This is a genomic window from Ruegeria sp. 6PALISEP08 (assembly GCF_001238295.1).
Taxonomy (GTDB): Bacteria; Pseudomonadota; Alphaproteobacteria; order Rhodobacterales; family Rhodobacteraceae; genus Ruegeria.
In genome coordinates, this window is record NZ_LGXZ01000006.1 from 272624 (window position 1) to 297433 (window position 24810).

The 24810-nt window shown below is 54.8% G+C and carries 25 protein-coding genes, 1 tRNA gene and 1 pseudogene; 14 read left to right on the top strand and 13 right to left on the bottom strand.

Annotation, left to right across the window (positions count from 1 at the left end):
* Nucleotides 1–164: 164 nt before the first annotated feature.
* The 3 genes from ALB80_RS11475 to ALB80_RS22485 are packed head-to-tail and all read right to left on the bottom strand — an operon-like array spanning nt 165 to nt 2889.
* Nucleotides 165–1493, bottom strand: coding sequence for a HAMP domain-containing sensor histidine kinase (locus ALB80_RS11475; RefSeq protein WP_050604191.1), 1329 nt, complete (start codon nt 1491–1493; stop codon nt 165–167).
* Nucleotides 1493–2152 (bottom strand): response regulator transcription factor, encoded by a 660-nt coding sequence (locus tag ALB80_RS11480; protein ID WP_050604192.1) that lies wholly within the window; start codon nt 2150–2152, stop codon nt 1493–1495. Before ALB80_RS11480 ends, ALB80_RS11475 begins: the two co-directional genes overlap by 1 nt.
* A gap of 38 nt (nt 2153–2190) precedes the next feature.
* A complete protein-coding gene (locus tag ALB80_RS22485; protein ID WP_050604193.1) occupies nt 2191–2889 on the bottom strand; it encodes a PepSY domain-containing protein in 699 nt (232 codons plus the stop codon).
* Nucleotides 2890–3057: 168 nt separating this feature from the next.
* On the opposite strand from ALB80_RS22485, the gene ALB80_RS22490 reads away from it, so the two are divergent.
* Nucleotides 3058–4227 (top strand): hypothetical protein, encoded by a 1170-nt coding sequence (locus tag ALB80_RS22490; protein WP_216597674.1) that lies wholly within the window; start codon nt 3058–3060, stop codon nt 4225–4227.
* A gap of 244 nt (nt 4228–4471) precedes the next feature.
* On the opposite strand, the gene ALB80_RS11495 is transcribed toward ALB80_RS22490, so the two are convergent.
* Nucleotides 4472–4657, bottom strand: a complete 186-nt coding sequence (locus ALB80_RS11495; protein WP_050604194.1) for a hypothetical protein — start codon at nt 4655–4657, stop codon at nt 4472–4474.
* 1131 nt (nt 4658–5788) lie between these two features.
* Here ALB80_RS11495 and ALB80_RS11505 point away from each other — a divergent pair.
* Nucleotides 5789–6670, top strand: a complete 882-nt coding sequence (locus ALB80_RS11505) for a cation diffusion facilitator family transporter (RefSeq protein WP_305809694.1) — start codon at nt 5789–5791, stop codon at nt 6668–6670.
* A 163-nt stretch (nt 6671–6833) separates the two neighbouring features.
* Nucleotides 6834–7637 (top strand): hypothetical protein, encoded by an 804-nt coding sequence (locus ALB80_RS22630; protein WP_253276861.1) that lies wholly within the window; start codon nt 6834–6836, stop codon nt 7635–7637.
* A 75-nt stretch (nt 7638–7712) separates the two neighbouring features.
* Here ALB80_RS22630 and ALB80_RS11515 read toward each other — a convergent pair whose 3' ends face one another.
* From ALB80_RS11515 to ALB80_RS11525, 3 genes are all read right to left on the bottom strand, one after another.
* Complete coding sequence (locus ALB80_RS11515; protein ID WP_050604197.1) at nt 7713–8360, bottom strand: response regulator transcription factor; 648 nt, start codon at nt 8358–8360, stop codon at nt 7713–7715.
* Nucleotides 8357–9682, bottom strand: a complete 1326-nt coding sequence (locus tag ALB80_RS11520; protein ID WP_172677884.1) for a sensor histidine kinase — start codon at nt 9680–9682, stop codon at nt 8357–8359. The genes ALB80_RS11515 and ALB80_RS11520 overlap by 4 nt, the downstream gene beginning before the upstream one ends.
* A gap of 181 nt (nt 9683–9863) precedes the next feature.
* On the bottom strand, nt 9864–10262 hold the full coding sequence (locus tag ALB80_RS11525) for a MerR family transcriptional regulator (RefSeq protein ID WP_050604250.1): 399 nt from the start codon (nt 10260–10262) through the stop codon (nt 9864–9866).
* Between the two features lie 98 nt (nt 10263–10360).
* Between ALB80_RS11525 and ALB80_RS11530 the strand changes: the two genes are divergently transcribed.
* From ALB80_RS11530 to ALB80_RS22640, 4 genes are all read left to right on the top strand, one after another.
* The gene (locus tag ALB80_RS11530) at nt 10361–10684 is read left to right on the top strand and encodes a hypothetical protein (protein ID WP_050604199.1); all 324 of its coding nucleotides are present in this window, start codon (nt 10361–10363) and stop codon (nt 10682–10684) included.
* Between the two features lie 4 nt (nt 10685–10688).
* Complete coding sequence (locus tag ALB80_RS22635; RefSeq protein WP_083445272.1) at nt 10689–10907, top strand: GDCCVxC domain-containing (seleno)protein; 219 nt, start codon at nt 10689–10691, stop codon at nt 10905–10907.
* Nucleotides 10908–11768: 861 nt separating this feature from the next.
* A complete protein-coding gene (locus ALB80_RS11535) occupies nt 11769–12341 on the top strand; it encodes a DNA helicase (RefSeq protein ID WP_253276863.1) in 573 nt (190 codons plus the stop codon).
* Nucleotides 12325–12477: a hypothetical protein gene (locus ALB80_RS22640; RefSeq protein WP_253276864.1), complete on the top strand. Its 153-nt coding sequence runs from the start codon at nt 12325–12327 to the stop codon at nt 12475–12477. The genes ALB80_RS11535 and ALB80_RS22640 overlap by 17 nt, the downstream gene beginning before the upstream one ends.
* A 319-nt stretch (nt 12478–12796) precedes the next feature.
* Here ALB80_RS22640 and ALB80_RS21835 read toward each other — a convergent pair.
* Nucleotides 12797–12913, bottom strand: a pseudogene (locus ALB80_RS21835) (integrase core domain-containing protein); the annotation flags it as partial.
* 225 nt (nt 12914–13138) lie between these two features.
* On the opposite strand from ALB80_RS21835, the gene ALB80_RS11545 reads away from it, so the two are divergent.
* Genes ALB80_RS11545 through ALB80_RS11560 form a run of 4 tightly spaced genes read left to right on the top strand, consistent with a single transcriptional unit; the run spans nt 13139 to nt 18208 of the window.
* Entirely contained in the window at nt 13139–14389 is a 1251-nt protein-coding gene (locus ALB80_RS11545) for a sarcosine oxidase subunit beta family protein (RefSeq protein WP_050604201.1), read from the top strand.
* Nucleotides 14390–14401: 12 nt separating this feature from the next.
* Nucleotides 14402–14698: a sarcosine oxidase subunit delta gene (locus tag ALB80_RS11550; RefSeq protein ID WP_050604202.1), complete on the top strand. Its 297-nt coding sequence runs from the start codon at nt 14402–14404 to the stop codon at nt 14696–14698.
* Nucleotides 14695–17652 carry a sarcosine oxidase subunit alpha family protein gene (locus ALB80_RS11555; RefSeq protein WP_050604203.1) on the top strand — a complete coding sequence of 986 codons (2958 nt, stop codon included), beginning with the start codon at nt 14695–14697 and terminating at the stop codon, nt 17650–17652. Before ALB80_RS11550 ends, ALB80_RS11555 begins: the two co-directional genes overlap by 4 nt.
* Nucleotides 17645–18208, top strand: coding sequence for a sarcosine oxidase subunit gamma (locus ALB80_RS11560; protein ID WP_050604204.1), 564 nt, complete (start codon nt 17645–17647; stop codon nt 18206–18208). The genes ALB80_RS11555 and ALB80_RS11560 overlap by 8 nt, the downstream gene beginning before the upstream one ends.
* A 3-nt stretch (nt 18209–18211) precedes the next feature.
* On the opposite strand, the gene ALB80_RS11565 is transcribed toward ALB80_RS11560, so the two are convergent.
* The 5 genes from ALB80_RS11565 to ALB80_RS11585 all read right to left on the bottom strand — a co-directional run bounded on the left by ALB80_RS11565 (nt 18212) and on the right by ALB80_RS11585 (nt 21924).
* Entirely contained in the window at nt 18212–19216 is a 1005-nt protein-coding gene (locus tag ALB80_RS11565; RefSeq protein ID WP_050604205.1) for a GlxA family transcriptional regulator, read from the bottom strand.
* A gap of 77 nt (nt 19217–19293) precedes the next feature.
* The gene (locus tag ALB80_RS11570) at nt 19294–19977 is read right to left on the bottom strand and encodes a GntR family transcriptional regulator (protein WP_050604206.1); all 684 of its coding nucleotides are present in this window, start codon (nt 19975–19977) and stop codon (nt 19294–19296) included.
* 106 nt (nt 19978–20083) lie between these two features.
* Nucleotides 20084–20806 (bottom strand): NAD(P)-binding domain-containing protein, encoded by a 723-nt coding sequence (locus ALB80_RS11575; protein WP_050604207.1) that lies wholly within the window; start codon nt 20804–20806, stop codon nt 20084–20086.
* Nucleotides 20807–20819: 13 nt separating this feature from the next.
* A complete protein-coding gene (locus tag ALB80_RS11580) occupies nt 20820–21152 on the bottom strand; it encodes a hypothetical protein (protein ID WP_050604208.1) in 333 nt (110 codons plus the stop codon).
* Between the two features lie 696 nt (nt 21153–21848).
* Nucleotides 21849–21924, bottom strand: a tRNA-Val gene (locus ALB80_RS11585).
* Between the two features lie 309 nt (nt 21925–22233).
* On the opposite strand from ALB80_RS11585, the gene modA reads away from it, so the two are divergent.
* The 3 genes from modA to modC are packed head-to-tail and all read left to right on the top strand — an operon-like array spanning nt 22234 to nt 24808.
* A complete protein-coding gene (gene modA / locus ALB80_RS11590) occupies nt 22234–23013 on the top strand; it encodes a molybdate ABC transporter substrate-binding protein (RefSeq protein WP_050604251.1) in 780 nt (259 codons plus the stop codon).
* 5 nt (nt 23014–23018) lie between these two features.
* Entirely contained in the window at nt 23019–23711 is a 693-nt protein-coding gene (gene modB, locus ALB80_RS11595) for a molybdate ABC transporter permease subunit (protein ID WP_050604252.1), read from the top strand.
* Nucleotides 23708–24808 (top strand): molybdenum ABC transporter ATP-binding protein, encoded by a 1101-nt coding sequence (gene modC / locus ALB80_RS11600; protein WP_050604209.1) that lies wholly within the window; start codon nt 23708–23710, stop codon nt 24806–24808. The genes modB and modC overlap by 4 nt, the downstream gene beginning before the upstream one ends.
* Nucleotides 24809–24810 lie beyond the last annotated feature (2 nt).

The window sequence follows — 24810 nt, forward strand, 5'->3', positions numbered from 1 at the left end:
CTGTAGTGGATTTTTCAGCGGTGAAGAATAATAACTGATTTCTGCGCACCCTCAGTCAGCGGAAAAATTTCTTGGTTGCGTGAAGCGATACATCGATCCTATTTCGCAGACAGCTGAGATTTGCGGGAATGGTGGCTTCGTCGATCAAACATTTTTGGGTCAAATCAAGTCGAAATCACAATTCTACATTCCAGCCCGCCGAGCAACGCAGATGTTCCCAGATTTAAATGGAAGTTATAAGCGTTCAATAAATCGACTGCTATTGCCAGCCCCAATCCACTGCCGGTGACCGACGTGTCCAGCCGACCTCCTGATCGCAGAGCCTCTCGGTGGGCTTGTTGGGTAATCCCGGGGCCGTCGTCTTCGATACTGATTTCGATGCATCCGGGCTTGCGTGCGGCGGTCATACGCACACTTTGCCGACACCACTTGACTGCATTGTCCAGCAAGTTTCCCAGTACTTCTTCGATATCCTGTGCATCCATGCGTACCCAGAGTCCGGGATCACGTGCGATCTGTAGAGATTTTCCCTCGCGATCCACCATTGTCGAAAACAACCGTGCTAACCGGTCGATGGAGTTTGTCAGATCAGTCCGCGAATGGGTTAGATCCGCGGTGTGTAATGCCCGCAATCTGGCCAAAGATCGGTTTAACTGGGCATCTATCCGATCAAGTGCCTCTTGCGCAGTATCCGTTGTGGCACCCGTGCCGGAAAGCGAATTCAATTCGTTCCGCAAAATGGCGGCTGGAGTTTTCAAAGCATGCGCTAAATCCGCGGCCTGACGGCGTGATCCCGATAGAATCTCGCGGTTCCGGCTCAGGAGTTTGTTCAGGTCCTCGACAAGGGGTGAGACTTCTTCGGGGTAATCGGTCGGTCTGAGGTCTTCGTCTCGGTCCCAGCGACTCGCGACATCAGTACGCAATCTTCGCAGCGGCCCGAGTATGAAGGTCATCAGCAGCAACGATCCGACCACACCTATCAGACCAACAAGTGCGAACACGGGCAATAGGCTTTGCTGCGCAGCACGGCGCTCGGCGACAAGCTGTGCCCGGCTTTCTGCAACGCTGACGCCCCAAACTGAGCCGTCTTCGAAGGTGATTTTTTGAAAGGCACTACGCAGAACTTCATCTTCCGGGCCGTTTGTGTTCCAGAGCGTTGGAGCATCTGGATTGCCAGCCGGCTCGGCAACAACTTGGTCAAACAGTGAGGCAGATGTAAAAATCTCTCCGTCGTCGCTGCTGACTTGCCAGTACCGCCCAGAGTAAGGCGAACTATAGGCCGGGTCGAACATCAGATCACGAAGTGCATCCGGGCTTTGGGTGGTGACACTCAAACCTACAACAAGCTGTGTATGGCGATCCAATAGGGCTGTGTCGAAGCGGTCTGATACGCGGTCATTGATGTAAGAGAAGACGGCAAGTGTGCCCAGTCCTACAGACACAGCTCCGGATGCAACGCCACCCAACAATGCCCGTTGACGCAGTGATAACATCAGTTTGAGTCAATCATGTATCCGCGCCCTCGTACTGTAGTGATCAAATCGGGGCCTAGTTTCTTACGCAAGCGGGTTACGAAGACTGCAATGGTGTTTGAATCCCGGTCACCATCGTATTCATAGATATGTTCTGAAAGCTCAGTTCTTGAGATCATGCGCCCGGCATTATGGGCCAGATAGGTCAGCACAGCGATTTCCTGAGCGGTCAGGTCAATCGGAACACCATCGACTGTCACCCGCCCGTTGCGGGTGTCCAGCATGACATTCCCCATCTCGATCACAGGGTTCAACTGACTACTTTGCCGTCGTAGTATGGCGCGAACACGTGCGGCCAGTTCGGGCATATGGAAGGGCTTGGTCATATAATCATCTGCACCGGCATCCAGACCATCGACCCGCTCACTCCAGCCATCACGGGCGGTCAGGATCAGAACCGGGGTTTTGACACCCGAACTACGCCACTCTCGCAAGACCGAAATACCGTCCCGTTCCGGCAGGCCGATGTCCAGAATGATCATGTCGTACGGTTCGTTCGCGCCCAGATGTAACGCGTCGAGACCGTTTTTTACCACATCCACTACTCGACCTTCAGCATTCAGTAGCTTTTTGATCTGTTCGCAGAGGTGTGGTTCATCTTCTGCAAGCAAAACTCTCATACACCAGCACTATATGCACGTGCCTGAAAGTTTAAACATCATCTTTTTCCTCCGCTATTGCCGCCGCTATTACCGCCACTGTTTCCACCGGAGTTTCCGCCGCCATTGCCATTGCCGTTGCCGCCACCATTGCCGTTGCCGCCACCATTGCCATTGCCGTTGCCGCCACCATTGCCATTGCCATTGCCATTGCCGTTGCCGCCACCATTGCCATTGCCGCCGCCATTGCCATTGCCATTGCCGTTACCGCCGCCATTGCCGTTGCCGCCACCATTGCCGTTACCGCCGCCATTGCCGTTGCCGCCACCATTGCCGCCGCCATTGCCGTTACCGCCGCGGTTTCCATTGATGCTATTGTTCGCCGACGTCTGTCGCGACGTACCAACAGCGGAATTGCCTGGCGCTGTCTTAGCAGCGTCAGTCACCTGCCGCCCAACATTTGACCGATTGGGTACAACAACACCGGTTTTTGCGTTGACAATAACGCTAATTATCTTGCCATCGGGTTTTTTGACCAGAATGCGATAGTACACCTGATCCGTCTGGAACGCGCGCGCGTCTACTGGCGTGCCACCAAAGACGCGCTCCACACCCTTGATAACCTTATTGAGCCGAATGGCTTTTCCCGAACTTGTCGCCTTGCGTAATTCAGATTGTTTCAACTCGCGGGCGGCCGCATTGCTGTGTCCGGGTTGGAGAACAGCGAGAAGGCAGGCAATGATCAAGAGCTTTTTCATCTTTGGTACTTTTTACGGCACATACGCCCGTTCATTCTAGCGAAAGCTACATGAACCGGTGATGAACAACCAGTTTCCCATGGGTTCAACGACGATGGGTTTAGATGACAAAAGCCCGGGCACGAATCCAGCAAGCATACTGCGCCGGTACGAACCGGAATCTTGAGATTGCGGACCGCAGAAATCCAAACTCGAAGAAAGAGAATCGCCATGAAGAACACAATGTCTGGATTGTTAAAAACCTCAGCAATTGCCGTCGCTTTGATGGGTTCTGCCGCGATCGTCGGATCGATCGCCTTTCCCGACTTTGCCTACGCGAAAGGGGGCAACGGAAATGGCGGCGGAAACGGCGGCGGCAATGGTGGTGGAAACGGCGGTGGCAATGGTGGTGGAAATGGCGGCGGCAATGGTGGCGGAAACGGCGGCGGAAACGGCGGCGGAAACGGTAACGGCAACGGTGGTGGGAATGGAAATGGCCACGGCGGTGGAAATGACGGATCTGGAGACGGTAAAGGCTTAGGTAAGGGTGGGTCCAAAAGTGAAGGAAAGTCTGCGGCTGGAAAGTCAGACAAAAAAACAACCGGTGTCACTGGAGCACAGCCCCAATCTTCGAAAGGGAAAAAACTCTCTCTAAAGGACATATTTGGTGGCAAAAAATCCAAGGCCAAGAAAACCAAAACCAAGACTACGAAAGTAACGCGAACAACGAAAATTTCGCCTCAGGTCACCAAGTCCGTTCGCCCGGAAAAGCGCCCGACAGGGAATAAAATGGCCACGTTGCTTGGGGTGCACCCATCTGAACTGGGGGCGTTGAATGCAGCAAATGCAAGCGAGACGGCTTTGCTGAATGCAGCACCAAATTCGCGAGTGGGCCGAATTGCTACTTATCGTGATACTGTATTGGCCGGGGATGATCTGCGGGCGGCACTGGAGGAACAGCAGGATCTTCTGGAGGGGATGACGCCGCCGGATCGACCTGTCTCTGAAATCGAACAGGATCTTGAAGCAGCCCAGACAGACGTTGAAGAAAAGCAAGATCTTGTGAACGACCTTGAAGAGGCGCTGGCTGACGCCGGTGGCACCGATCCCGACATTGAAGCAGCGCTTGAGGAAGCAAACACCGATCTCCAGGACGCTATCGATACGGCTGAGAGTCTGGAATCCGAGAAGAAGGATGCCGTCGATTACGAGCAAGCGGTTGCCGAGGTCGATGAGTTGACAGAAGCCGTTGAAGATCAGGAACTGACTGAACGTGAAGCGCTGGAAAACGCGGCAAACAAGCCTGTCACTGATGAGGTCGAGGATGCGGTGAAATCACTTCTTGGACTAGATAGCTGACAGTATTGGCCTGCTATTTTGCAAGCCGATGGTGGCCGGGTCAGCCATGTCTTTACCACGAGCATGGTTGACCCGACATCATGTTGGCAGCGCTCTGTTTGGAAAGTCTGGATCACACTCTCCTGACTTTGAATGCATCAAAGTCACTCAAACAAATAAGCCCGCTCCGATTGCGGAGCGGGCTTTGTCGTTACCTGATTTGGTCGTCGTAGCCCGGAAGCGTGTTTTGCTTCCAATTGTCAGATCAGACGTCCCTGTTTGCCTCATCAAGTCGCTTGTTGCTGATGATATCAGTCAGTGCATTTTCGATAGGAGGGAAGCGATTGTTGCTCGAATTTTCGGTATTTGAAAGTTCGCCGCGAACGGCAGCACTTGTGGATCGCATCGATGCAGGAACGCAAAGCTCGACCTCAACGGCAGTCTTGATCATTCTTTTCCCCTTCCACTAAGCCGGACACTTTTTTAGCCCTGCGGGGATCAGTATGAGTGATACAGGTTGAACACTCAGAGAATACATTGTTCACGTTCTGTTAATGTTGTCTCTTGAGAGTAAACAAAAGCTAAGAGGATTTTTGCCGCGTAGAGAAAACTTGCCTTCCAAGGCCTTCCTCAAACAACAGCACTAATTGGGCAGAGAAGTTGTAAGTTTTCGATTTGGCGCAGGCGGCAATGACCTTAAAGCAGGAGCCAACGTTGGTTTCGACTGGCTCCCTTGGAGAGAAAAATTCGCTGTTCTTTGGATAGAGTTTCTTCATCAAGGATTGCATCGATACGCTATGTACAGGAGCGTTTGAATACATGTTGATCGGCACGGGCAGGTTCGCGGCGTCAAGTTACGGTTCTGATCTGAAGGTGCTAACTTTCTACTTACGTAGATCAATCGGTGGGAGCATACCAAAGACTTTGTGATCTACTGCGGATCCAACGGCTCAGGCAATGCGATCTGATCTCGGCGTCGACGCTTACACTCAACGTCCGTTGTGTCCGCATAGCCGCTGTCTACGGCTCCAAAACACAGAATTTTTTTGATCTAAAGTCCGCTTCCTCTGCATCACTGCTGTCGCAGAGGCCCAGTGCTGCAAACGCGGCGAAGGCCCTGTGTGGTTGGGTGAGAAAGATCCTGAATTTGATATGAAGGCCTTTCTCGATGAGATGTGGGAAGAAGACTGTGAAGAATCCGTCACTCTAGCCTCAATGCAAACCTCGTGGATCCCGCAACCAGATGGCTGATTGGAAAATCGACCCCCGCGAGCGTTTTTCAAGCTTTGTCACGCAGCCAGAACATTGGATGAGTGTTCAACCAACGCTCGCTTAAGCGATGACGAACGTTTGGCGATGGCAGTTTATCTCAAAGCCGTTTCTGTGCCGCAGAGTGAGCTCCCATCAGAGTAACAGGCGTTTGAGGTCGCGATGCAGATATCAAGGACGCTTCCCCCTGCTCGCAGGCAGAAAGCCCAGCGGCTCTATTTCTTTTTTGCCAAACACCTGTTTTAGATCTTGTGCACGTAAACTCACCTATCGCCCGGGTTTTCTTTGACGTTTGATTGGGGGTCGCGGCCAAGTGACACAAAAATTCGCCCTTTGGTCCATCCCAATTTCCATTGCCGTACTGGCCCTTAAGCTGCTGGCTTGGTGGTTGACTGGTTCAGTGGCCCTGCTGTCAGACGCGATGGAATCCACGGTGAACGTAGTGGCGGCGCTGCTTGCGTATTTTGCCGTGCGGGTTGCCAGCATACCGCCGGACGAAAACCACCCTTTTGGGCACAAGAAAGCAGAGTACCTTTCTGCTGTCGTGGAGGGCATACTGATTGTGCTCGCTGCGTTTTTGATCATCCGAGAGGCGGTGCTGGCGCTGCCCGATCCACATCTTGACGATGCGCCGCTGCTTGGAATCGCGATCAATATCATTGCGACTGGCGTGAATGGTGCATGGGCTTACTTGTTGCTCAAGATCGGCAGGCGCGAGGGGTCGCCTGCATTGGAGGCGAGTTCCCGGCACATCTTCACTGATGTTATGACATCAGTCGGTGTTGTCGTGGGACTAATACTTGCGCTTGTCACCGGCTGGCTGATCCTCGACCCTATCCTTGCAATTCTCGTCGCGCTCAACATCCTGTGGGAAGGATGGAAAGTTATTCGGGCCTCCGTGGATGGCCTGATGGATGTGAGCCTTTCGGATCATGACTTGCAGACTGTCTCTAAAGCAATCGAAGCAAACCTCGGTACAGCTTTAGAGTACCACGATCTCAAAGGGCGCAGATCCGCAAACATCATCTTCGTCGAATTTCACCTTGTTGTTGACGGAGCAATGTCTGTCAGCGCCGCACACGACATCTGCAATGAAATCGAACAAGCATTGGAACGTATTTACCCGGGTTCTGTCTTTGTCATCCACCTCGAACCCGATGACGAATTGAAAGGTAGCGGAGCAAAAGCACACTAAGTCTGTTCAACCCCTCTGCAGTATGAATTTCGATCGTTTTCGCAATTCTGACTAGGACGTTTGGCCTGCAATTCATCAGACCAAAGCCCGATGTCGGGGAGTAAAGCGTAGCGTAGCCTGCCTCCAACATCGCGAAATGCGTCTGACAGAATTGGAGGCAAAAATGAAAATTCAAAGAAAGTTTGGCCAACTTCTAAGCACAGCTGCACTGGCTTCGTTGATTGCGGCAACGCCTTACGTACCAAAGTTTGACGCGGACGGTCGCCTGCAACTTGAACCAGCCTATGCGTTTGCGAAGAGTGGCAAAGGAAAAGACGGGGATGGTCGCGATGACGACCGGGATGATGATCGTGACGATGATCGTGACGACAACTCAGGGTCAGGCAATAGCGGTCGTGGTGGTGATCGCGACGATGATCGTGACGACAATTCAGGATCAGGTAAAGGCGGTCGCGACGATGATGACGATGATGACGATGATGACGATGATGATGACTCGAAGCGTTCAAATCAAGGTAGCGGCAAAAAGGATCAGTCCCGAGCGGGGGGCGGGCCATCAAGCTCAGCCGGTATCACAAAGGTTGAGACCAACGCTAACGGCATCGAAGTGCGTTACGCCGATGGAACCAAGGAAGAAATCGAAAACGGTCGGTACGAGAGAAAGAATGCTCAGAATCGAACCGTAGAAGAACGGCCAGCTACGGGTGCTGACGTCTCAAGGCTTCGATCTTTGGCGGATGATATCTCAATCGACAACGTGCGCTCATCCGGGCAAGGGGGCGCCGCTGGAAGTCGCCCAACGAAAATAGAACGCCAGGGCAACAACATCGAAGTAAACTATGCCAACGGTTGGAAAGAAGAGATCGAGTTTGGCCGCTACGAACTGAAGGACCCATTCAACCGGACTGTTGTTGAGAGAAACGCAACTGCCTCTGATCGTCGGAGATTGCAGTCGGTTGCCAACTAGGCATTAACTCGGGTCGATGTTTAATAGGCGGTTTCTCATTGTGAGAGACCGCCTAACCCATAATAGACATTGCAATTAGTCTGCTTTGTTCCAAACGTCGTGCGCTATTAGAGCGGCTTCTACCCGATTTCGAGCGTGAAGCTTGGATAGGATTGCCGTCATGTAGTGCTTCACAGTTTTTTCCTGCAGGTTTAATTGTTCTGCTATTTCCCGATTGCTCATCCCCTTCGCCACACGTCGAAGTATGTCTTCCTCGCGGTGCGTGAGATCATTGAGCACGTCTCTGTCTTTGGAAATCCCCGCCTCGCTGTTGATCTGAAGCAGCACGCGCGAGGCCAGTCCTGGCGACACGAAACCTTCACCTGCGGCGATGCTGTGCAGCGAATCTGTCAATTGGCTGGCTGTCACACCTTTGACAATGTACCCGATAGCTCCTGCTTCCAAAGCATCCGCGACGTCACTGTTGTTCTCAGAGACCGTTAATATTGCGACGAAAGGCGGGTTCGCCATAGCAGCAATTTTGCGTGTCGCACTTATGCCGCCACCGGGCATCGAAAGGTCGAGGATGGCTATGTCTGGCTGATGAATGCTGACAAGCGAAACCGCCTCTTCAGCGTTTGAACCAGCGGCGAGAACTTCGAACCCGTCGGCTTCGTCCAATGTACGGTGCAAACCGTCCCTGAAGATCGGATGATCATCCGCAATAATGACAGATGTTGTCATGATGTACTCATCTTTCTGGGAAACAGTGTCATCGCAATTGAAGCGCCTTTGCCAGGGCTTGACGCGACTTCAAACCTGCCACCGATACTCTCGACCCGATCTCGCAATCCCATTAGTCCTTGGCCTCCATCGTCACGCAACACTGTGTCGTCTGAGGGATCAAATCCGGGCCCGTCGTCGCGGACATGTATGACGACACGGTCGCTTTGAGCCTCACAAGTGACAGTGCATTGAGAACCCGGAGCATATCTCGCAGCGTTAGAAAGCGTTTCTTGGAGGAACCGAAAGACACACAATTTGTCGGACAAGGACAACTCGGTTGCCTGGCTTCCTTGAAGCGAAACATCGGGTCGCAATGAACTATGTTCTGAGTGATCTTCTATTGCTCTCTTCACGACATCCATGAGCGCCAGATTGTCGATGTCCGGAGCAGACAGCCCCCGCGACAAAGCACGAATTTCAGCCAAGGACTTCTGCAGTGACTGTTGGATTTCTTCGGCCTCTTTGGGCTTTTCGGAGCCGTCGGGAAATGCGGCGTCTAATCTAAGGGCAGCGAGGGACAGATATTGAGCGGGACCATCATGAAGCTCGGAACCAAGTTTTTTAAGAAACCGATCTGTTTGCGTGGCATATCGTTCCGACGCTTCGACCACGCGCGACCGCAGCTTGGCATTCTGCTCGGCCATTTGTTCACTTTCTGCCAGACGCCTCTCTAAAAGGCGCCCCTGACGTCGAATTGTGTTGTCACCAATTGCCACGATGGAAAACAGAACGATTGTACTTGCCACAAATGCTGATCCGACGACCAACCAACTTGTTCGCCGGGCTCTGGCCATATCAATTTCCAGCTGTTCAGCTTTTTCATAAAACTCTGCAACAGCAATGATTTCGCCCGACCAAAGCTCGCGGATGGGACTATATACTTCGAGTAGCGGTATCCCAAGTGCCGCTTCAGCGGCGCTTTCGGCATGATCAAGCTCTTCGAAAGAGCCGGAGATCTCACCGCCCCATGCTCGCTTTAGATCGTCAGTTGGATCGAAACGGCTTCCAATGATGGCTGAATCCGATGCATGTGCAATCACTCCCCCTTGCTTCCAAAACTTGAAGGAGACAATGCGGTCACGCATTGGCTGGGTCATGAAAATCTCGTCCAGTGCTCGACTCGCTTGATCCGAAAGACGGTCGCCGTGTGCGAGTTCCTGGCTAAGAGGGGATACAATGCTCTCCATATATAACGCCGCAGAGTTGGCAGAATTTTGAACAACCGCGTTCTCGATCCGATTTGACACCCAAACACCAACAATTGCAGTGGCTGTTCCCATCACAACAATGCAGGCCGCAAGAAAAACTCGCGACAATGACCAATTGCCAATTGTCAGGTCAGAAATCTCCGGTCTCATTTCGCTTTTGACTATGAACGACAATCCCTTCGCGCACCACCGACCTTGGTCCGAAGCAATCTGAATTTAATCTCGGAAATTGGGTTGTAGCCCAGCCCGAGATTTAGATGTCCTCCACCATCCGTAATCGTGCGAGCATTGGGCAGCTAACATTCCCGGTTTCACAATTGGCAGAGAGTTCGCTCAAAGCTCCTTCCAAACGCTTCAATTCATCGATTTTGGATCGAACGTTGGCTATGTGGGCTTCAGCCATTTCTTTTACGGATCGGCAGTCTTCGTCGCCTCCCTCAGACAGGTCCAACAGCGCCTTCGCGTCGGAGAGTGGAAACCCCAGATCACGGCACTTCTTGAGCAAGCGAAGTCTGCCGACATCGCTTGCTGAATAGAGGCGGCGATTGTTCTGTGCACGTGCTGGCTTCGGCACGATACCTTCGCGTTCGTAGTAGCGGATGGTTTCGATTCCGACACCGCTTTGCCGGGAAGCCTCTCCTATCGCAATCACGTGAAACACTTCCTCTTGATCCTGTAGTAACTACAGAAGATATATGTCCAAGGTGTCAACGACTCAACTCAGCGAATTGAGCGCCACCGGAGCGAAAGATGAAGAAATACCTAACCCTCACTTACTTGGGGTCGTTTTCTGCACTTGGCGTCGCGACGTGCTGCGTACTTCCGATGACCATGATGTTGCTGGGTTTGGGCGGCAGCTGGTTGGCAATATTCGGAAAAATAGCAGCCGCTAGCTACTACGTGCTGGCCATCTTATCCTTATTCGTCGCGACAGCGTGGTTCGTATCCCATCGAAACGGATCGTTGGCGCACCTGAAGTGGTGGCTTGCTGGAAGCGCCGCGGTCACTGCGTTGGCATGTGTTATCGTGTTCACCGAAGCTCAAATCAACGACTACCTAATCATGCAGATGTGAGAAAATGACAAATACATCCGTGGTGCTCGAAAGCACATTGACCTGCCCTAAGTGTGGGCACTTCGAAACTGAAAAAATGCCAACGGACTGTTGCCAGTGGTTTTATGAATGTAAGTCATGCAAGTTAGTATTGAAACCGCAGGAAGGCGATTGCTGTGTTTTCTGCTCCTACGCTACCGTACCATGTCCGCCAATTCAGATTGGGGGCAATTGTTGTGGATAGATTTTTCAAGAACCGCTGACTGTGATGAATGACCAGTCAGAATGATTGCAGCATGTGCAAAATAGGGCTCTCAGTCAGATTTCGCAGCGCGGTTCCTCAATGCCGGCTGTTGATGTGGGAATGTCGGTGCATCTGAGTCGAAAGATTGTGTTGATAGGCATTGTGATGGCCACCTGGCCATGAATATGCAAGAAAGCCACGTTGGTCACGCTTCGGGGGAACCAATGGATAGCGCTCCGGATGGATCAAACGGAATGGAGCCTGATGAATGCAATCCATTCCTGTGTAATGCTCTGGCGCTGACGTTTCCAGATTCCGAAGTATCATTTGACCAGTCTGAGGCAGCGTTGGCATGGCAGGTAACAAGCTTCTCGACGCTCAATGAACCGGAAAGACCGGACAGACTACCTAACGCTTGAAACAGATTTCCGACGCTGTTTACGGCAGTGAACACGTTCCAGTGTGCTGTAAGAAATTTGCGGCTCCACTCTGTTACACAAGGTTAGGACCAGTACATGAACCGAGAATTTCTCCTGATCGGCGCTTGCGCCGTGGCAGCCGCCGCTGCCTACGTCATTCTACTTCCCATCCCGTCATCATGGCACGCACGCCGCACCCGGCTATAAAGGTCCACTCAATACATCTCCCCACCCTCAGCTCGTTCACCTCAGGTGTCAGACTGCGGAATTTTGTTCCGCGACGGTCAGATCATCCAACCGTTCCACTGGCCATTTTGTCTCCGGGATTCACATGCGAGCGTGTGATCGAATGTCAGGCCGAAGAAACCGGCACCGCCCGCAACCGCGCGGCGTTGGACGCGATGACGTTGCGCCCGAGCGGCTCGAAAGAGGAGGAACGCACATGCATTTATCCGCCTCAATCTATCGGTTGAAACGACAAGCCAGACTCGCGGCACGCAAGGAACGTATCCCTTTACACGAGGCGCTGGACCCAAAGGCCGTCGAAGAAGGGTTCCTGAGCTGGAGCCATCTTGCATCGTCTTCAACAACAAAAGGGCCAGTTGCAACCATCCTGTCGCAGCTTGTACCCGGAGACCTGATCCTTGTTGGCGCAAGGCCCGGTCACGGCAAAACACTCCTTGGGCTCGAATTGGCGTCAAGGGCGACAGAGCTTGGCCGGAAAGGGTTTTTCTTCACGCTAGACTATCATGAGCGAGACGTTGAAGATCGTTTCTCGGCTCTTGGGATTGGTCCAGAGTCCGAACGAGTGGCGATGATTGTTTACACGTCGGACGAGGTGTCTGCGGACTACGTTATCAGCCGTCTTGAACACTTTGGTGAACCGGTTGTTGTCGTGATCGGTTACCTCCAACCTCTGGATCAAAAGCGCACCAACCCAAGCCTTGACGATCAGATCTCTACGCAGATACGTGAAGGTCACAGGCGCAATTTGTGCCATGATCTCGCAATTTGATCGCTCGTTCGATCTCAGCGACAAGACTATGCCCGATCTGTCCGATGTTAGGCTACCCAACCCGCTTGATCTGTCTGCTTTCGACAAGGCCTGTTTCTTGCACAACGGTGAAATTCAGATGGACCAAGCTGCATAGTTTGGCGGCACAATGCAATGCCGCGCGCTGACACCGTTTGTATGTCGTGCGATCAGAGCCGGAACCATCATCTCAATAGCACGGCTGCAATCACTGAAACTGTTGACGGGTTTCCGGGGGGCACAGGGCGGTTTCTCGGTATATCTGGCGACAGCAATGAAAGCCTGAAAGCCGCTGCAAATCAGATGTTGAAGCGGCAATAAAAGACGAGCCGCAAAAACACGGGGTGCGCAACTGGCGCACTTCTATCATCAAGCAACTAAGATTGACTATTTCGATAAGAAAGTAACCGTCTAATAAGACACTGCCCGGCTAATGCTTATCCCAAAGCATTATGCGGGCGTTTGGTGTTGTAGTGTATCCTCCATCCTTCAATTAAAATCTGCGCCTCTCGGAGGCAGTGGAAGACTTCTCCATCCTGGAACTCAGCCCTGAATCAAGCCTTGGAGTTTTCACCGCAACCTTTCCACCGTCAGGGATTTTGGGACAGGCGGCAGCCTGATTTTTCCGCGTGTAATGCGCTCCTGGGCGGGCGTCTATTGGTCCGTTTTCGCCGTGTAATCTGGTTCTGTCGGTTCTGAGATGAATTCTGTCCGAAACAGCATCTGGAAAATATTCCGTAGTGTGCACAAGTCCTAGGTTGCAACGAACAGGAGCTTTCATGCGTTATTCAGCTCTGAGGATCTTCAAAGAAGCCTTGACCGGGCATAAGGGGTGGACCCAGCAATGGCGCGATGCGGCGCCAGCAGAGTCCTATGATTATGTCATCATTGGCGGCGGCGGGCACGGGCTGTCGACAGCCTACTACCTTGCCAAGGAATTCGGCGGCGCGCGTATCGCGGTTCTGGAAAAGGGCTGGATCGGTGGTGGCAATGTCGGGCGGAACACGACGATCATCCGGTCGAACTATCTACTGGACGGAAACGAGCCGTTTTATGAGTTTTCGCTGAAACTGTGGGAGAACCTGGAACAGGATTTCAACTATAATGCGATGGTCAGCCAACGCGGAATCCTGAACCTTATCCACAACGACGCTCAGCGCGATGCGGCGCGGCGCCGGGGCAATGCGATGATCCTGAACGGATCGGATGCCGAGTTGTTGGATACCGAAGGTGTCCGGGCCATGTATCCGTTCCTGAACTTCAACGACCAGCGGTTCCCGATTCAGGGTGGCCTGTTGCATCGACGCGGCGGTACAGTTCGTCACGATGCGGTCGCCTGGGGGTATGCGCGTGGCGCCGATATGCGCGGCGTGGACATCATTCAGAATTGCGAAGTCACCGGCTTCCGTATCGAAAACGGCAAGGTACTGGGGGTCGATACCACGCGCGGCTACATCGGTGCCAAGAAGGTCGGCGTGACAGTTGCGGGCAGTTCCAGCCGGGTCATGGCAAAAGCAGGCATGCGTCTGCCCATCGAAAGCCACGTGTTGCAGGCCTTTGTTTCCGAAGGGCTGAAGCCGATCATCCCCGGTGTGATCACCTATGGGGCAGGGCATTTCTATTGCAGCCAGTCCGATAAGGGCGGGCTGGTGTTTGGTGGTGACATCGACATGTACAATACCTATGCGCAACGCGGCAATTTGCCGGTGGTCGAGGACGTGATCGAAAGTGGAATGTCGCTGATCCCGGCGCTTGGTCGTGCGCGTCTGCTGCGCAGCTGGGGCGGGGTCATGGATATGTCCATGGACGGCTCGCCCTTCATCGACAAGACCCATATCGACGGCCTCTATTTCAACGGCGGCTGGTGCTACGGCGGGTTCAAGGCAACACCTGCCTCGGGCTACTGCTTTGCCCATCTGCTGAAAACCGATCGCCCGCACGAGGTTGCCACGGCCTATCGGCTGGACCGTTTCATGTCCGGCAACATGATCGACGAAAAAGGGCAGGGCGCCCAACCGAACCTGCACTGAGAGGCGAACCAGATGATTATCAACCATCCTTTGCTTGGCCCGCGTGACGCGCAGGAATTTACCTATCTGGGGGATGCCACGCTCATTAATCGGCCTGACTGGCAGTCGGAGAACGCGCTGAACGCATTTCATGACTATCTGTATCTGCGCGACAACCCGGCAGGCGAACATCGCGAGCTTTGGTATCACGAACAGGGCGACCGTTCCTGGCTGGTGGTCACGCGGAACACGATGACCCACGAAATTCTGAATGTCGAACTGGCCCACGACGTTGCAAAAGCGGCTGCGGCAGAAAGGTCTGCACAATGACGAACGGCAATCGTTTGAATGGCGGTCTGATCGACCGCAGCACAAACCTGAACTTCAAGTTCGACGGCAAAAACTTCAGCGGATTTCAAGGCGACACGCTGGCCTCGGCCTTGATGGCCAATGGCGTGCGGCTGATGGGGCGGTCGTTCAAGTATCACCGCCCGCGGGGCGTGTTGACCGCAGGCAGCGAAGAACCCAACGCACTGGTCGAGCTGCGCTCGGGTGGGCGGCAGGAACCTAATACCCGCGCCACAGTTGCTGAGTTGTATGACGGGCTGAGCGCGAATTCGCAGAACCGGTGGCCGTCGCTGGAACGCGATTTTATGGCGATCAATGACCGGTTCTCGAATTTTCTGACGGCCGGGTTCTACTACAAGACCTTCATGTGGCCCAAAGCGTTCTGGGAAAAACTGTACGAACCTGTCATCCGCAAGGCCGCAGGGCTTGGTAGCCTGACTGGGGAAGATGACCCGGATGCATACGACAAGGGTTTCCTGCATTGCGATCTTCTGATTGTTGGCGCAGGCCCTGCAGGTCTGGCCGCAGCGCTAACCGCCGGACGCGCGGGCGCACAGGTCATTCTGGCCGAGGAAGATTTTCATCTGGGCGGACGTCTGATCGCTGAAACCGGTGCCTTGGCTGATGTGTCGGGTGCGGACTGGGTTGCGCAAACTCAGGCCGAACTGGCAGGCATGGGCAACGTGCGCCTGATGCCCCGGACCACCGTGTTCGGAGCTTATGATCACGGGATCTATGGCGCAGTTGAACGCAACGCCGATCATCTGGCGATGCCGGCCGAGGGCAAACCGCGTCAGACCTTGTGGCGCATCTACTCGAAACGCGCGCTGATCACGACGGGTGCGATTGAACGGCCCATTGCGTTTGAAAACAACGACCGTCCCGGCATCATGCTGGCCGGTGCCGTGCGCGCCTATGTCAATCGCTGGGCCACGACACCTGCGCAATCTCTAGTGGTTTTCGCCAATAATGACGATGCGCATCAGACCGCACGTGACCTGATTGCGCAGGGCGTCAAGGTGCCCGCCATCGTCGATACGCGCCCCGATGCGCCGGATGTCGAAGGTACTGAGGTTCTGAAAGGTGCCGAGATCATCAACACATCCGGCCGCCTTGGCCTGACTTCGGTTCAGGTGCGTACGGACAAGGGTTTTACCCGCGATCTGCATTGCGAGGCTCTGGCGATGTCGGGCGGCTGGAATCCGAACCTCGGCCTGACCTGCCATCAGCGGGGCCGTCCGGTCTGGAACGCGGATATCCATGCGTTTGTTCCGGGTGAAGAGGGCCTGCCGGTCGGTCAGATCGTGGCCGGTGCCGCAAAGGGTGACCTGACCACCGATGCCGCCCTGCAAGGCGGGGCAAATGCCGCCGTTACCGCGCTTTCCGATCTTGGGATCACTGCGACCCCGGCAGACCTGCCCGCGGCCCAGGACGCACCCGTATCTCTGTCGCCGTTCTGGCATGTCAAAGGTGCGAAACGTGCGTGGCTGGATTATCAGAACGACGTGACCGTCAAGGACGTCAAGCTGGCGCACCAGGAAAACTTTACCTCGGTCGAGCATCTCAAGCGCTATACCACGCTGGGCATGGCGACGGATCAGGGCAAGACCTCGAATGTGGGCGCGCTGGCGGTGATGGCCGAGCTGACGGGCAAGTCGATCCCCGAGACAGGCTCAACCATCTTCCGCCCGCCCTATACGCCCGTTGCGATGGGTGCGTTGGCGGGCCGCGCAGTCGGCAAGGAATTCCACCCGACCCGCCTGACCCCCAGCCACAAATGGGCCGAGGAACAGGGCGCGGTATTCCTGGAGGTTGGCAACTGGCTGCGGGCGCAATGGTTCCCGCGCAAGGGTGAAACCCATTGGCGTCAGTCGGTGAACCGTGAGGTCCTGCAGACCCGCAACTCGGTCGGTGTTTGCGACGTGACCACACTGGGCAAGATCGACGTGCAGGGCGCGGATGCTGCCGCTTTCCTGAACATGATCTATGCAAACGGCTTTGCAAAACTGCCGGTTGGCAAGGTTCGCTATGGTCTGATGCTGCGCGAAGATGGCGTGGCCTATGACGACGGTACCGCCGCGCGTCTGGCCGAGGATCATTTTGTGGTGACCACCACAACCGCCAACGCGGTTCTGGTTTATCGCAACATGGAATTCGTCCGTCAGTGCCTGTGCCCCAATATGGACGTACAGCTGATCTCGACCACCGAAGCGTGGGCGCAATATGCGGTCGCCGGTCCAAACAGCCGCAAGTTGCTGCAAAAGATCGTCGATCCCGAATTCGACATCTCGAACGAGGCATTCCCCTTCATGGCCTGCGGTGAGATCACCGTGTGTGGTGGCTTGCGTGCGCGCCTGTTCCGTATCTCGTTCTCGGGCGAACTGGCTTATGAAATCGCCGTGCCAACGCGCTATGGCGACGGCCTGATGCGGGCGCTGATGGAAGCGGGTGAAGAGTTCGACGTGGTTCCCTACGGCACCGAGGCGCTGGGCGTCATGCGGATCGAAAAGGGTCACGCGACGGGCAACGAGCTGAACGGGACGACCACGGCCTTGAACCTTGGCCTTGGCCGCATGGTCAGCACCAAGAAGGACTGTATCGGCAACGTACTCAGCCGTCGTGAGGGCATGAACACCCCGGATGCGCTTGCTCTGGTCGGGCTGAAACCGGTGGATGCCAAGGACACCCTTCCGGCAGGCGGGCACCTGATGAACTTAACCGGGCCGGTCGATGCAGCCCATGATCAGGGATATGTCACCTCGACGGCTTATTCGCCGATCCTGAACAGCTCGATCGCCCTAGGCTATGTCAAAGGTGGTTTCGATCGCAAGGGCGAGCAATTGCGTCTGGTCAACCCGCTGGAAGGTCAGGAAGTTCTGGTCGAAATCGTCAGCGCTCATTTCGTGGACCCGGAAGGGGAGAAGCTTCGTGCATAAATTGAAACCAATCACCCCGCTGGGCAGCGACACACCGCGTCAGGACGTCATCGGCACGATCACCATTACCGAGGTTGTGGATCAGGCGCTGGCCTCGGTCGCGGCACGCACAGATCAGGGCGCAACTGTCAGAGACGCCATGTCCGACAAGACCGGACTGGCGCTGCCGGATGTCGGCAAAAGTGCCGAGGTTGGACCTTATAGCGCGTTCTGGATGGGGCCTGACCAATGGATGATCACCGCCGCGCATGACAGCCACGAGCTGCTGGCGGCAGAGCTGAAAAGCAGCTTGGGGGACAAAGCTTCGGTCGTCGAACAAACCGACGGCTGGTGCAGGTTTGACGTGGCAGGCGCAGCATTGTGTGATCTGTTTGAGCGTCTGTGCAACGCCCCGGTGCGCACCATGAAACCGGGCGCAGCAATACGCACGACGGCTGAGCATCTGGGCGTGTTCCTGCAGCGACTGGCAGACGACCGGATTGCCGTATTTGGTCCCCGCTCTTCGGCGGGATCCCTGCATCACGGGCTGGTGGCCGCAGCGCGATCAGTCGCTTAACTGTCAGCCTGATGGCAGCACGTCATCGCTGCCGACACGTAGTGAATTTTTGGCACGCCGGTCACTGATCGGCGTCACGCCAAAAGTCTCGCGATAATGCCGCATGAATGCGCTGGGCGTGGCGTACCCGACCATATAGGCAATCTCGGCAACCGGGTCGTTCGTGTACAGAACCAGTTGCCGTGCCTGTTTCATCCGCATCTTTCGATAGTAGCTAAGAGGGCTTTGGCCGGTCGCCTTCTTAAAACCGCGCTCCAGCGAGCGCGCGGATAGGCCAACGGCCTCAGCTACCTCGCTGATCTGTATCGGGTTTTCGATATGTTCGGCAAAATGCTGAATGGCGCGCGCAACCTGTTTCGGCATCAGGTCCTGACTTTTGGCTGTCGAAATCGCCGGAATTTTCTGCGTCACCGCCGCGCTACGAATGAAAGGGTGCTGAAACCAACAGGCGACTTCAGCCATCGTTTCACCATCCAGACGCTGTTCGATCAGTGTCAGCATATAGTCAAACACGGCTGACGCACCAGAGATGGTTGTAAATGCCCCTTCGGTGCAGATTACGGTGTCTTGTATCGGAATCTCTGGAAACTCTGCCTGAAATGCGGCCTCATAGCACCAATGAACCGAGAGGGGGTTTTCTCCGGTTAACCGGCTTCTGGCCAATGGAAACACACCGCCGCTGACCGCTCCAAGCCGTGTCTTACCTCGAAAGAGCCTTTGCAGGACCGCATTCGCCTTTGACGGGCTTTCAAACACGCTGTTTGGGCTTGCAGCAAACAGCAAATGATCCAGAGATTTGACTTCAGCCAGTGCACAATCGGGAGAGAAGTTCACCCCTGCAGAGGATTGCACGGCTTCGTCTTTTTCAGCAACCACCGTCCAGCGAAATGCATCTTGACCTGAAATCTCGTTGGCGGCGCGCAGAGGTTCGATACATGAGGTCAGGCAAGCCATGGGAAAGCCCGGAAAGATCAGGATGCCAATAGACGTCGTTTGTTGTTCTTCCATTTTTTCACATCATGCTTTTACTGGGCTGGGTCCGTTTGACCGGACCGCCAGATTGATTGAACCCATACGCTTTGGCGTTATTTTGGGTGGGTCAACAGGAGTTCCTCAATCGACTGGAATCCATAACCGATATGGGTTCTCTGCAAATACCCAACCGCCGCGATGTCTTTGCGCTCCACCGCCATCAACAAATCAAATGCCTCTCTGACCAGTGCATCATAGGCCTCTGATCCAATCAGTTGTTCCATTCGGTGCCAGACACTGGTCGCTTGGAAGTATGCCTGATTCCAGAAGTCCCGCAGAGACATGTTGCCGATCAAGGAAGTAATCAAAGCTTGCAGCCGCTGGTTCAGTTTCACGTATTCCTGAGAATCCATGCTTTCCCTCAGTGTCGGAGCGCTTTGACGGATCGAGCAGATTTCTTCCTGATGATGTGTTTCTATTGCGGCAGGTGACAGCTCTCCGATCAGTTCAGCCAGCTCCATCCGCATTTCATAGAGGTGCCGTATGCGTTCATTGGAAGGCTCGGTGACTATCGTACCGACGCCGTTGCGCGTTTCAACCAACCCCAGATGTCCAATACGCTGGATCGCATCCCGAACCGGCGTTCTGCTAACGTCGAAATCGTTGGCCAACGCGGTTTCTTTCAACTGATACGCGGGTCGATAAAACGCAAAGCAGATACGTTTCAGGATTTGCTCCTGAATGTGATCTACCGTGCCTTTGGTTGGAGCATCGATTTGTTGTTCAACGATGGTCAACTCATCAAACCTTCCTTGTTTGCTGACTTTGATTTTGACCGCTGATCAGATTTCTTTCAACAACATCCATGACGGGATACTGGGACGACGCACTGAACCTTTCGGGTCAGAGATCTGACAAGCCATCATTCAGTTGCTCAAGGATGCCCTGGGATTCCATATGTTTGCGAAGCCGCTGATTGTAGCCACCAGGCGTATCCAGAGATTGAAGAAGGTGCCGGCAATCCGGTGCTGATGTCAGGCTGGATCCGACCAAGGCGCGTAGGAAGGCTTCGCCTCGCTCTGCGTCCTGCACCTGCTGTCCAAGCCAGTCGCCGGCACCCCGAACCATCAGCACCGTCGGTGACAATACAGCCTGAGCAGCCAGATAGGCAGACAGTTCAGCCGCAGAATTCAGATGGAAAACAGGGTTCCGCGCGCCAAAAAGGTCGGTCACGATGGACGTATCTCCTAGAACCAGTATCGGAGATCCACCGACAGCAATTCCCGGAAAAGGTATCATATTCGCTACTGCGCTTGCGGGGGCGACCATATCCTCCAGCTCACTCAGGGACGGGCCTGACATGAGCGAGACGACCTTCTGGTCTTGGCGGAACTTTAGCTTTTCAATGGCAGAAGCTGCTTGTTCCGCTATCAAGCCCAAAAACACAACGTCGCTTGCGTCAACAACCTCCTGATTGTCCGCGACGGTTACGTTTGAAAACTTGCGGGCCAGCGCCGCTGATTTTGTATCGCTCCGGCGCGACACGGTGATTGGGTGGCCGTCCACTGCCATGCCTTCGACAACGGCTGCCGCAATGGTTCCCGTACCGATTATTCCAATTCGCATCGTACTATCACCTTCATTGCGGGCTCTTTGATTTTTTGGCCCGGCGCCCCGATGGTTTCTGTTCTTCCGTGGTTTCAAACAGACGTCTGCGGATCATACGATAACCGTATCCAATATGAATACGCTGCACATGTCCTACCGCTGATATGTCATCCTGTTCCCGTGCAACAAGCAGGTCGTTGGTTTCGATCACCAACGCGTCATGAACTTCTTGCCCCACGAACTCCTGCGAGTCGCGGTTTTCGCAAAGCTCAATTGCTCTTTGAGAGATCCAACGCGCCTCGTCACGATGTTCCTGAGTGATACGGGTTGGGGATAGCCCGCCGATGTATGATGCCAGCGTCATCCGAACCTCATAGAGGTGCCGTAAACAGTGATCGGTTTCCCGTCTCTGATCCTAGATCGCCAAACCCATTGGATTAACTCAGTGAGCGCATAGTCGTCCTGACTCACTGATCCTTTGCCGAGAATTCTTAGGATGTTGGGATTTAAGAACTGATTGTAGAGATAGATCAGGTGCGTTGCGTTCTTATAATCGTTCGTGCCTCTTGTCGTATTGGGGAGCCAATGAACACGCCCACTTCAGCCCTGAAGCCGAGAGCCTTTGGCGTATGGACCGGGACGGTACTTTCCCTTTTCTACCCCATCAGAACCAACTGTCGGGCTTTTTCCTCCGGCGAACCATTTTATCTTTGGACAAGTTAGTAAGATATTTTTAAGAGGAACTTCCCTAAGGGTATTTCGTGCCAACGTATGCAGCGCTTTAGGGACCAAATCATTGTAGACCATGGGTGAACCTGAGGTTTTGTCTGTTTGGTCTGTGTGACTGAATGAAAGCGGATCAAGAGACGTAATTCCTTTAACGGTAATAAGGCCTCTGACTTCTCGGACGAACACGCTTTCGGCTGCCCTTTACCTCTGAGGAACAGTCCTCTGGGTAGTCCAACACGGTTTTGAGGTTTCGATTCTCGTACATTCATCCCCAAATAGTCTCCAAGTTCTCGTTACAAGACCCTGAGTAAACCATTGAAAATGAAGGAAATGGTGGGTGATGAGAGACTCGAACTCCCGACATCTTCGGTGTAAACGAAGCGCTCTACCAACTGAGCTAATCACCCGTGACGCTGCGTTTAGCCAAGCCTGCGAGCGGGCGCAAGAGGGTCTGAGGGATTTTCTTGAATTCCATTGCGTGTAACCAATCTGCGTTGCACCGATTGGCGCGCAACCTGAGTGTGGTACAGTCCAGTGGTGTTCCAAATTAGCGCACGTCATCTTTGATGCGGCGTGATTCTGATCACTGCAGTGATCTTTTTGGACTTTCTGCAACGCAGCGGCAACGATCCCGGTAAATTCTCAAAGGCGCTTGCGTGAGGGCTATGCCCTCCGATATTCCCGAAGGGACTGCAACGTTCCGGTCGGGAGTGTACATGACCCAAACCTTCACCCGCCGTTCCTGGATGGTGGCACTGGTCTTAGGTGCATTGGCGTTGGCACCGGTCCGGGCCGGGGCCGAGGGTGTTTTGGTTTTTGCAGCGGCGAGCCTGAAAACAGCTTTGGATGAGATTGCTGAAGGCTATGAGAAGGAAACAGGGCACAGCGTTACGGTTTCTTATGCGGCATCGTCGGTTCTGGCACGACAAATTCAGCAGGGCGCGCCTGCGGACGTGTTCATCTCGGCAAACCCCGATTGGATGGACGTTTTGGAACAGGGAGGTCTGATCCGGGCGAATTCGCGGGTGGATTTGCTGGGCAACGCTCTGGTTCTTATTGGTGCTCTTGGCCGAACGAGTTGGGGTGAGATCCAACCGGATCATGATCTCGAGGCCGAATTGGATGGCGGCTTTCTGGCCATGGCCCTGGTTGATGCGGTGCCCGCAGGTATATATGGCAAAGCCGCGCTGCAAAGCCTGAACCAGTGGAATGAATTGCAAGATCACGTTGCACAGACTGATAATGTACGCGCAGCTCTGGCATTGGTGGCGGCAGGGGCTGCGCCATTGGGTATCGTGTATCGTTCGGATGCTGAGGTTGAAAAGCGGGTCAGTGTTGTGGCGACAATTCCCGCCGACCTGCATCCTGCGATCATTTATCCTGCTGCCATCACGACACAAGCAAAGGATAGCGCGCAAGCATTTCTGAACCATTTGCGTGGCGATGCGGCCTTATCCGTTTTTCAGGGGCAGGGGTTTTCTCTGCCGGGCGGGTGATGCTCGTGGACTGGTTGGGCCCTGCCGAAATTGAAGCGTTAAAGTTGTCACTGCGTGTGTCGTTCTGGGCGACGCTGGCGACATTGCCGTTTGGGATATTCGTAGCCTATGCGCTGGCACGCTGGCGGTTTCCCGGGCGGCAAGTGTTGAATGGTCTGGTGCATTTGCCCCTGATCCTTCCGCCTGTTGTGACGGGTTATTTGTTGTTGCTGACGTTTGGAATTCACGGGCCGTTGGGACGCGTTCTTGCCGAGTTCGGGGTCGTCGTCGCATTTCGCTGGACGGGGGCTGCCCTGGCCGCCGGGATCATGGCGTTTCCCTTGATGGTGCGGGCCATTCGTTTGTCGATCGAGGCTGTGGATCCAAAACTTGAACAGGCCGGGGCGACGCTGGGGGCGTCGCACCCGATGGTGTTTCTGACCGTGACCTTACCGATGATCCTGCCGGGCGTCATTGCCGGTGCCATTCTGGCCTTTGCCAAAGCTATGGGCGAGTTCGGAGCAACCATCACATTTGTGTCCAACATTCCGGGCCAGACCCAAACGCTCCCGTCCGCGGTCTACGCATTCCTGCAGGTGCCGGGCGGTGAGGCGGCTGCAACGCGGCTGGTACTCATCTCAATCGTTATCGCGATGAGCGCGCTTCTTTTGTCGGAATACGTAGGGCGGCGCGCCGCCGCGCGGGTGGCCGGGTCATGAGCCTTTCTGTTCGGGTGCAACATCATCTGTCGGATCTGGATCTGGATGTCAGCTTTGAGGCGCCGCCTGGTGTGACTGTTCTATTCGGGCGGTCCGGGTCGGGCAAGACGACTATTGTCAACGCGGTGGCCGGGCTGCTGCGGCCTCAGGCGGGTCGCGTGGCGGTCGAGGATTGGGTCCTGTTCGATACGGATCGTGGGCAGTGGCTTCCGCCGCACCGGCGACGGTTGGGGTATATCTTTCAGGAAGGGCGGTTATTTCCTCATCTGACCGTGCGCCAAAATCTTGCTTATGGTCGCTGGTTCGCCCCGAAAGGGGGGCGGCGGGAAGAACCTGAAAAGGTCATTGACATGCTGGGCATTGGCCGACTTCTGGATCGCCGTCCAGCCGGGCTGTCAGGGGGCGAGAAACAACGCGTGGCCATCGGGCGGGCGTTGCTGGCAAGTCCGCGTCTGATCCTTGCGGATGAACCTCTGGCGGCGCTGGACGAAGCGCGAAAAGCAGAAATCCTGCCGTATTTTGAACGTCTAAGGGACGAAGTGTCGGTCCCTATTCTCTATGTGACCCATTCGGCGGCCGAGGTTGCGCGTCTGGCAACCTCGGTGGTTGCCCTGCAGGACGGCAAAGCCGTGCGTCATGGGCCTGCGTCTGAGGTTCTGGCCGATCCCGCGGTGGCGCCTGCCGGCGTTCGCGCGGTTGGGGCCGTTTTGGAAGTTCAGGTGGCACAGCACCACGCAGACGGATTGACCGAGCTGGATGCAAATGGCGCGCGACTGTTCTTACCGCGCATCGCGCATGAAGTCGGGGCGCGCTTGCGTATCCGCATCCCGGCGCAAGAGGTGATCCTGTCCAACCAAAAACCCGAGGGATTGTCTGCATTGAACGTGCTCAGTGGTACGGTGGATTCGATCCGGTCGGGCGATGGGCCCGGTGCGATCGTGTCCGTTAAGACCCCGGCGGGTAATGTTCTTGCGCGCGTCACACGCCGGTCGGTTGCGGCGCTGAACTTGCAGGCGGGCAGCCCATGTCACGCGGTGATCAAGACGGTTGCCTTGGCCCCGCAGGATGTCGGGGGGCGCATCGCGACCGGATTGTAATC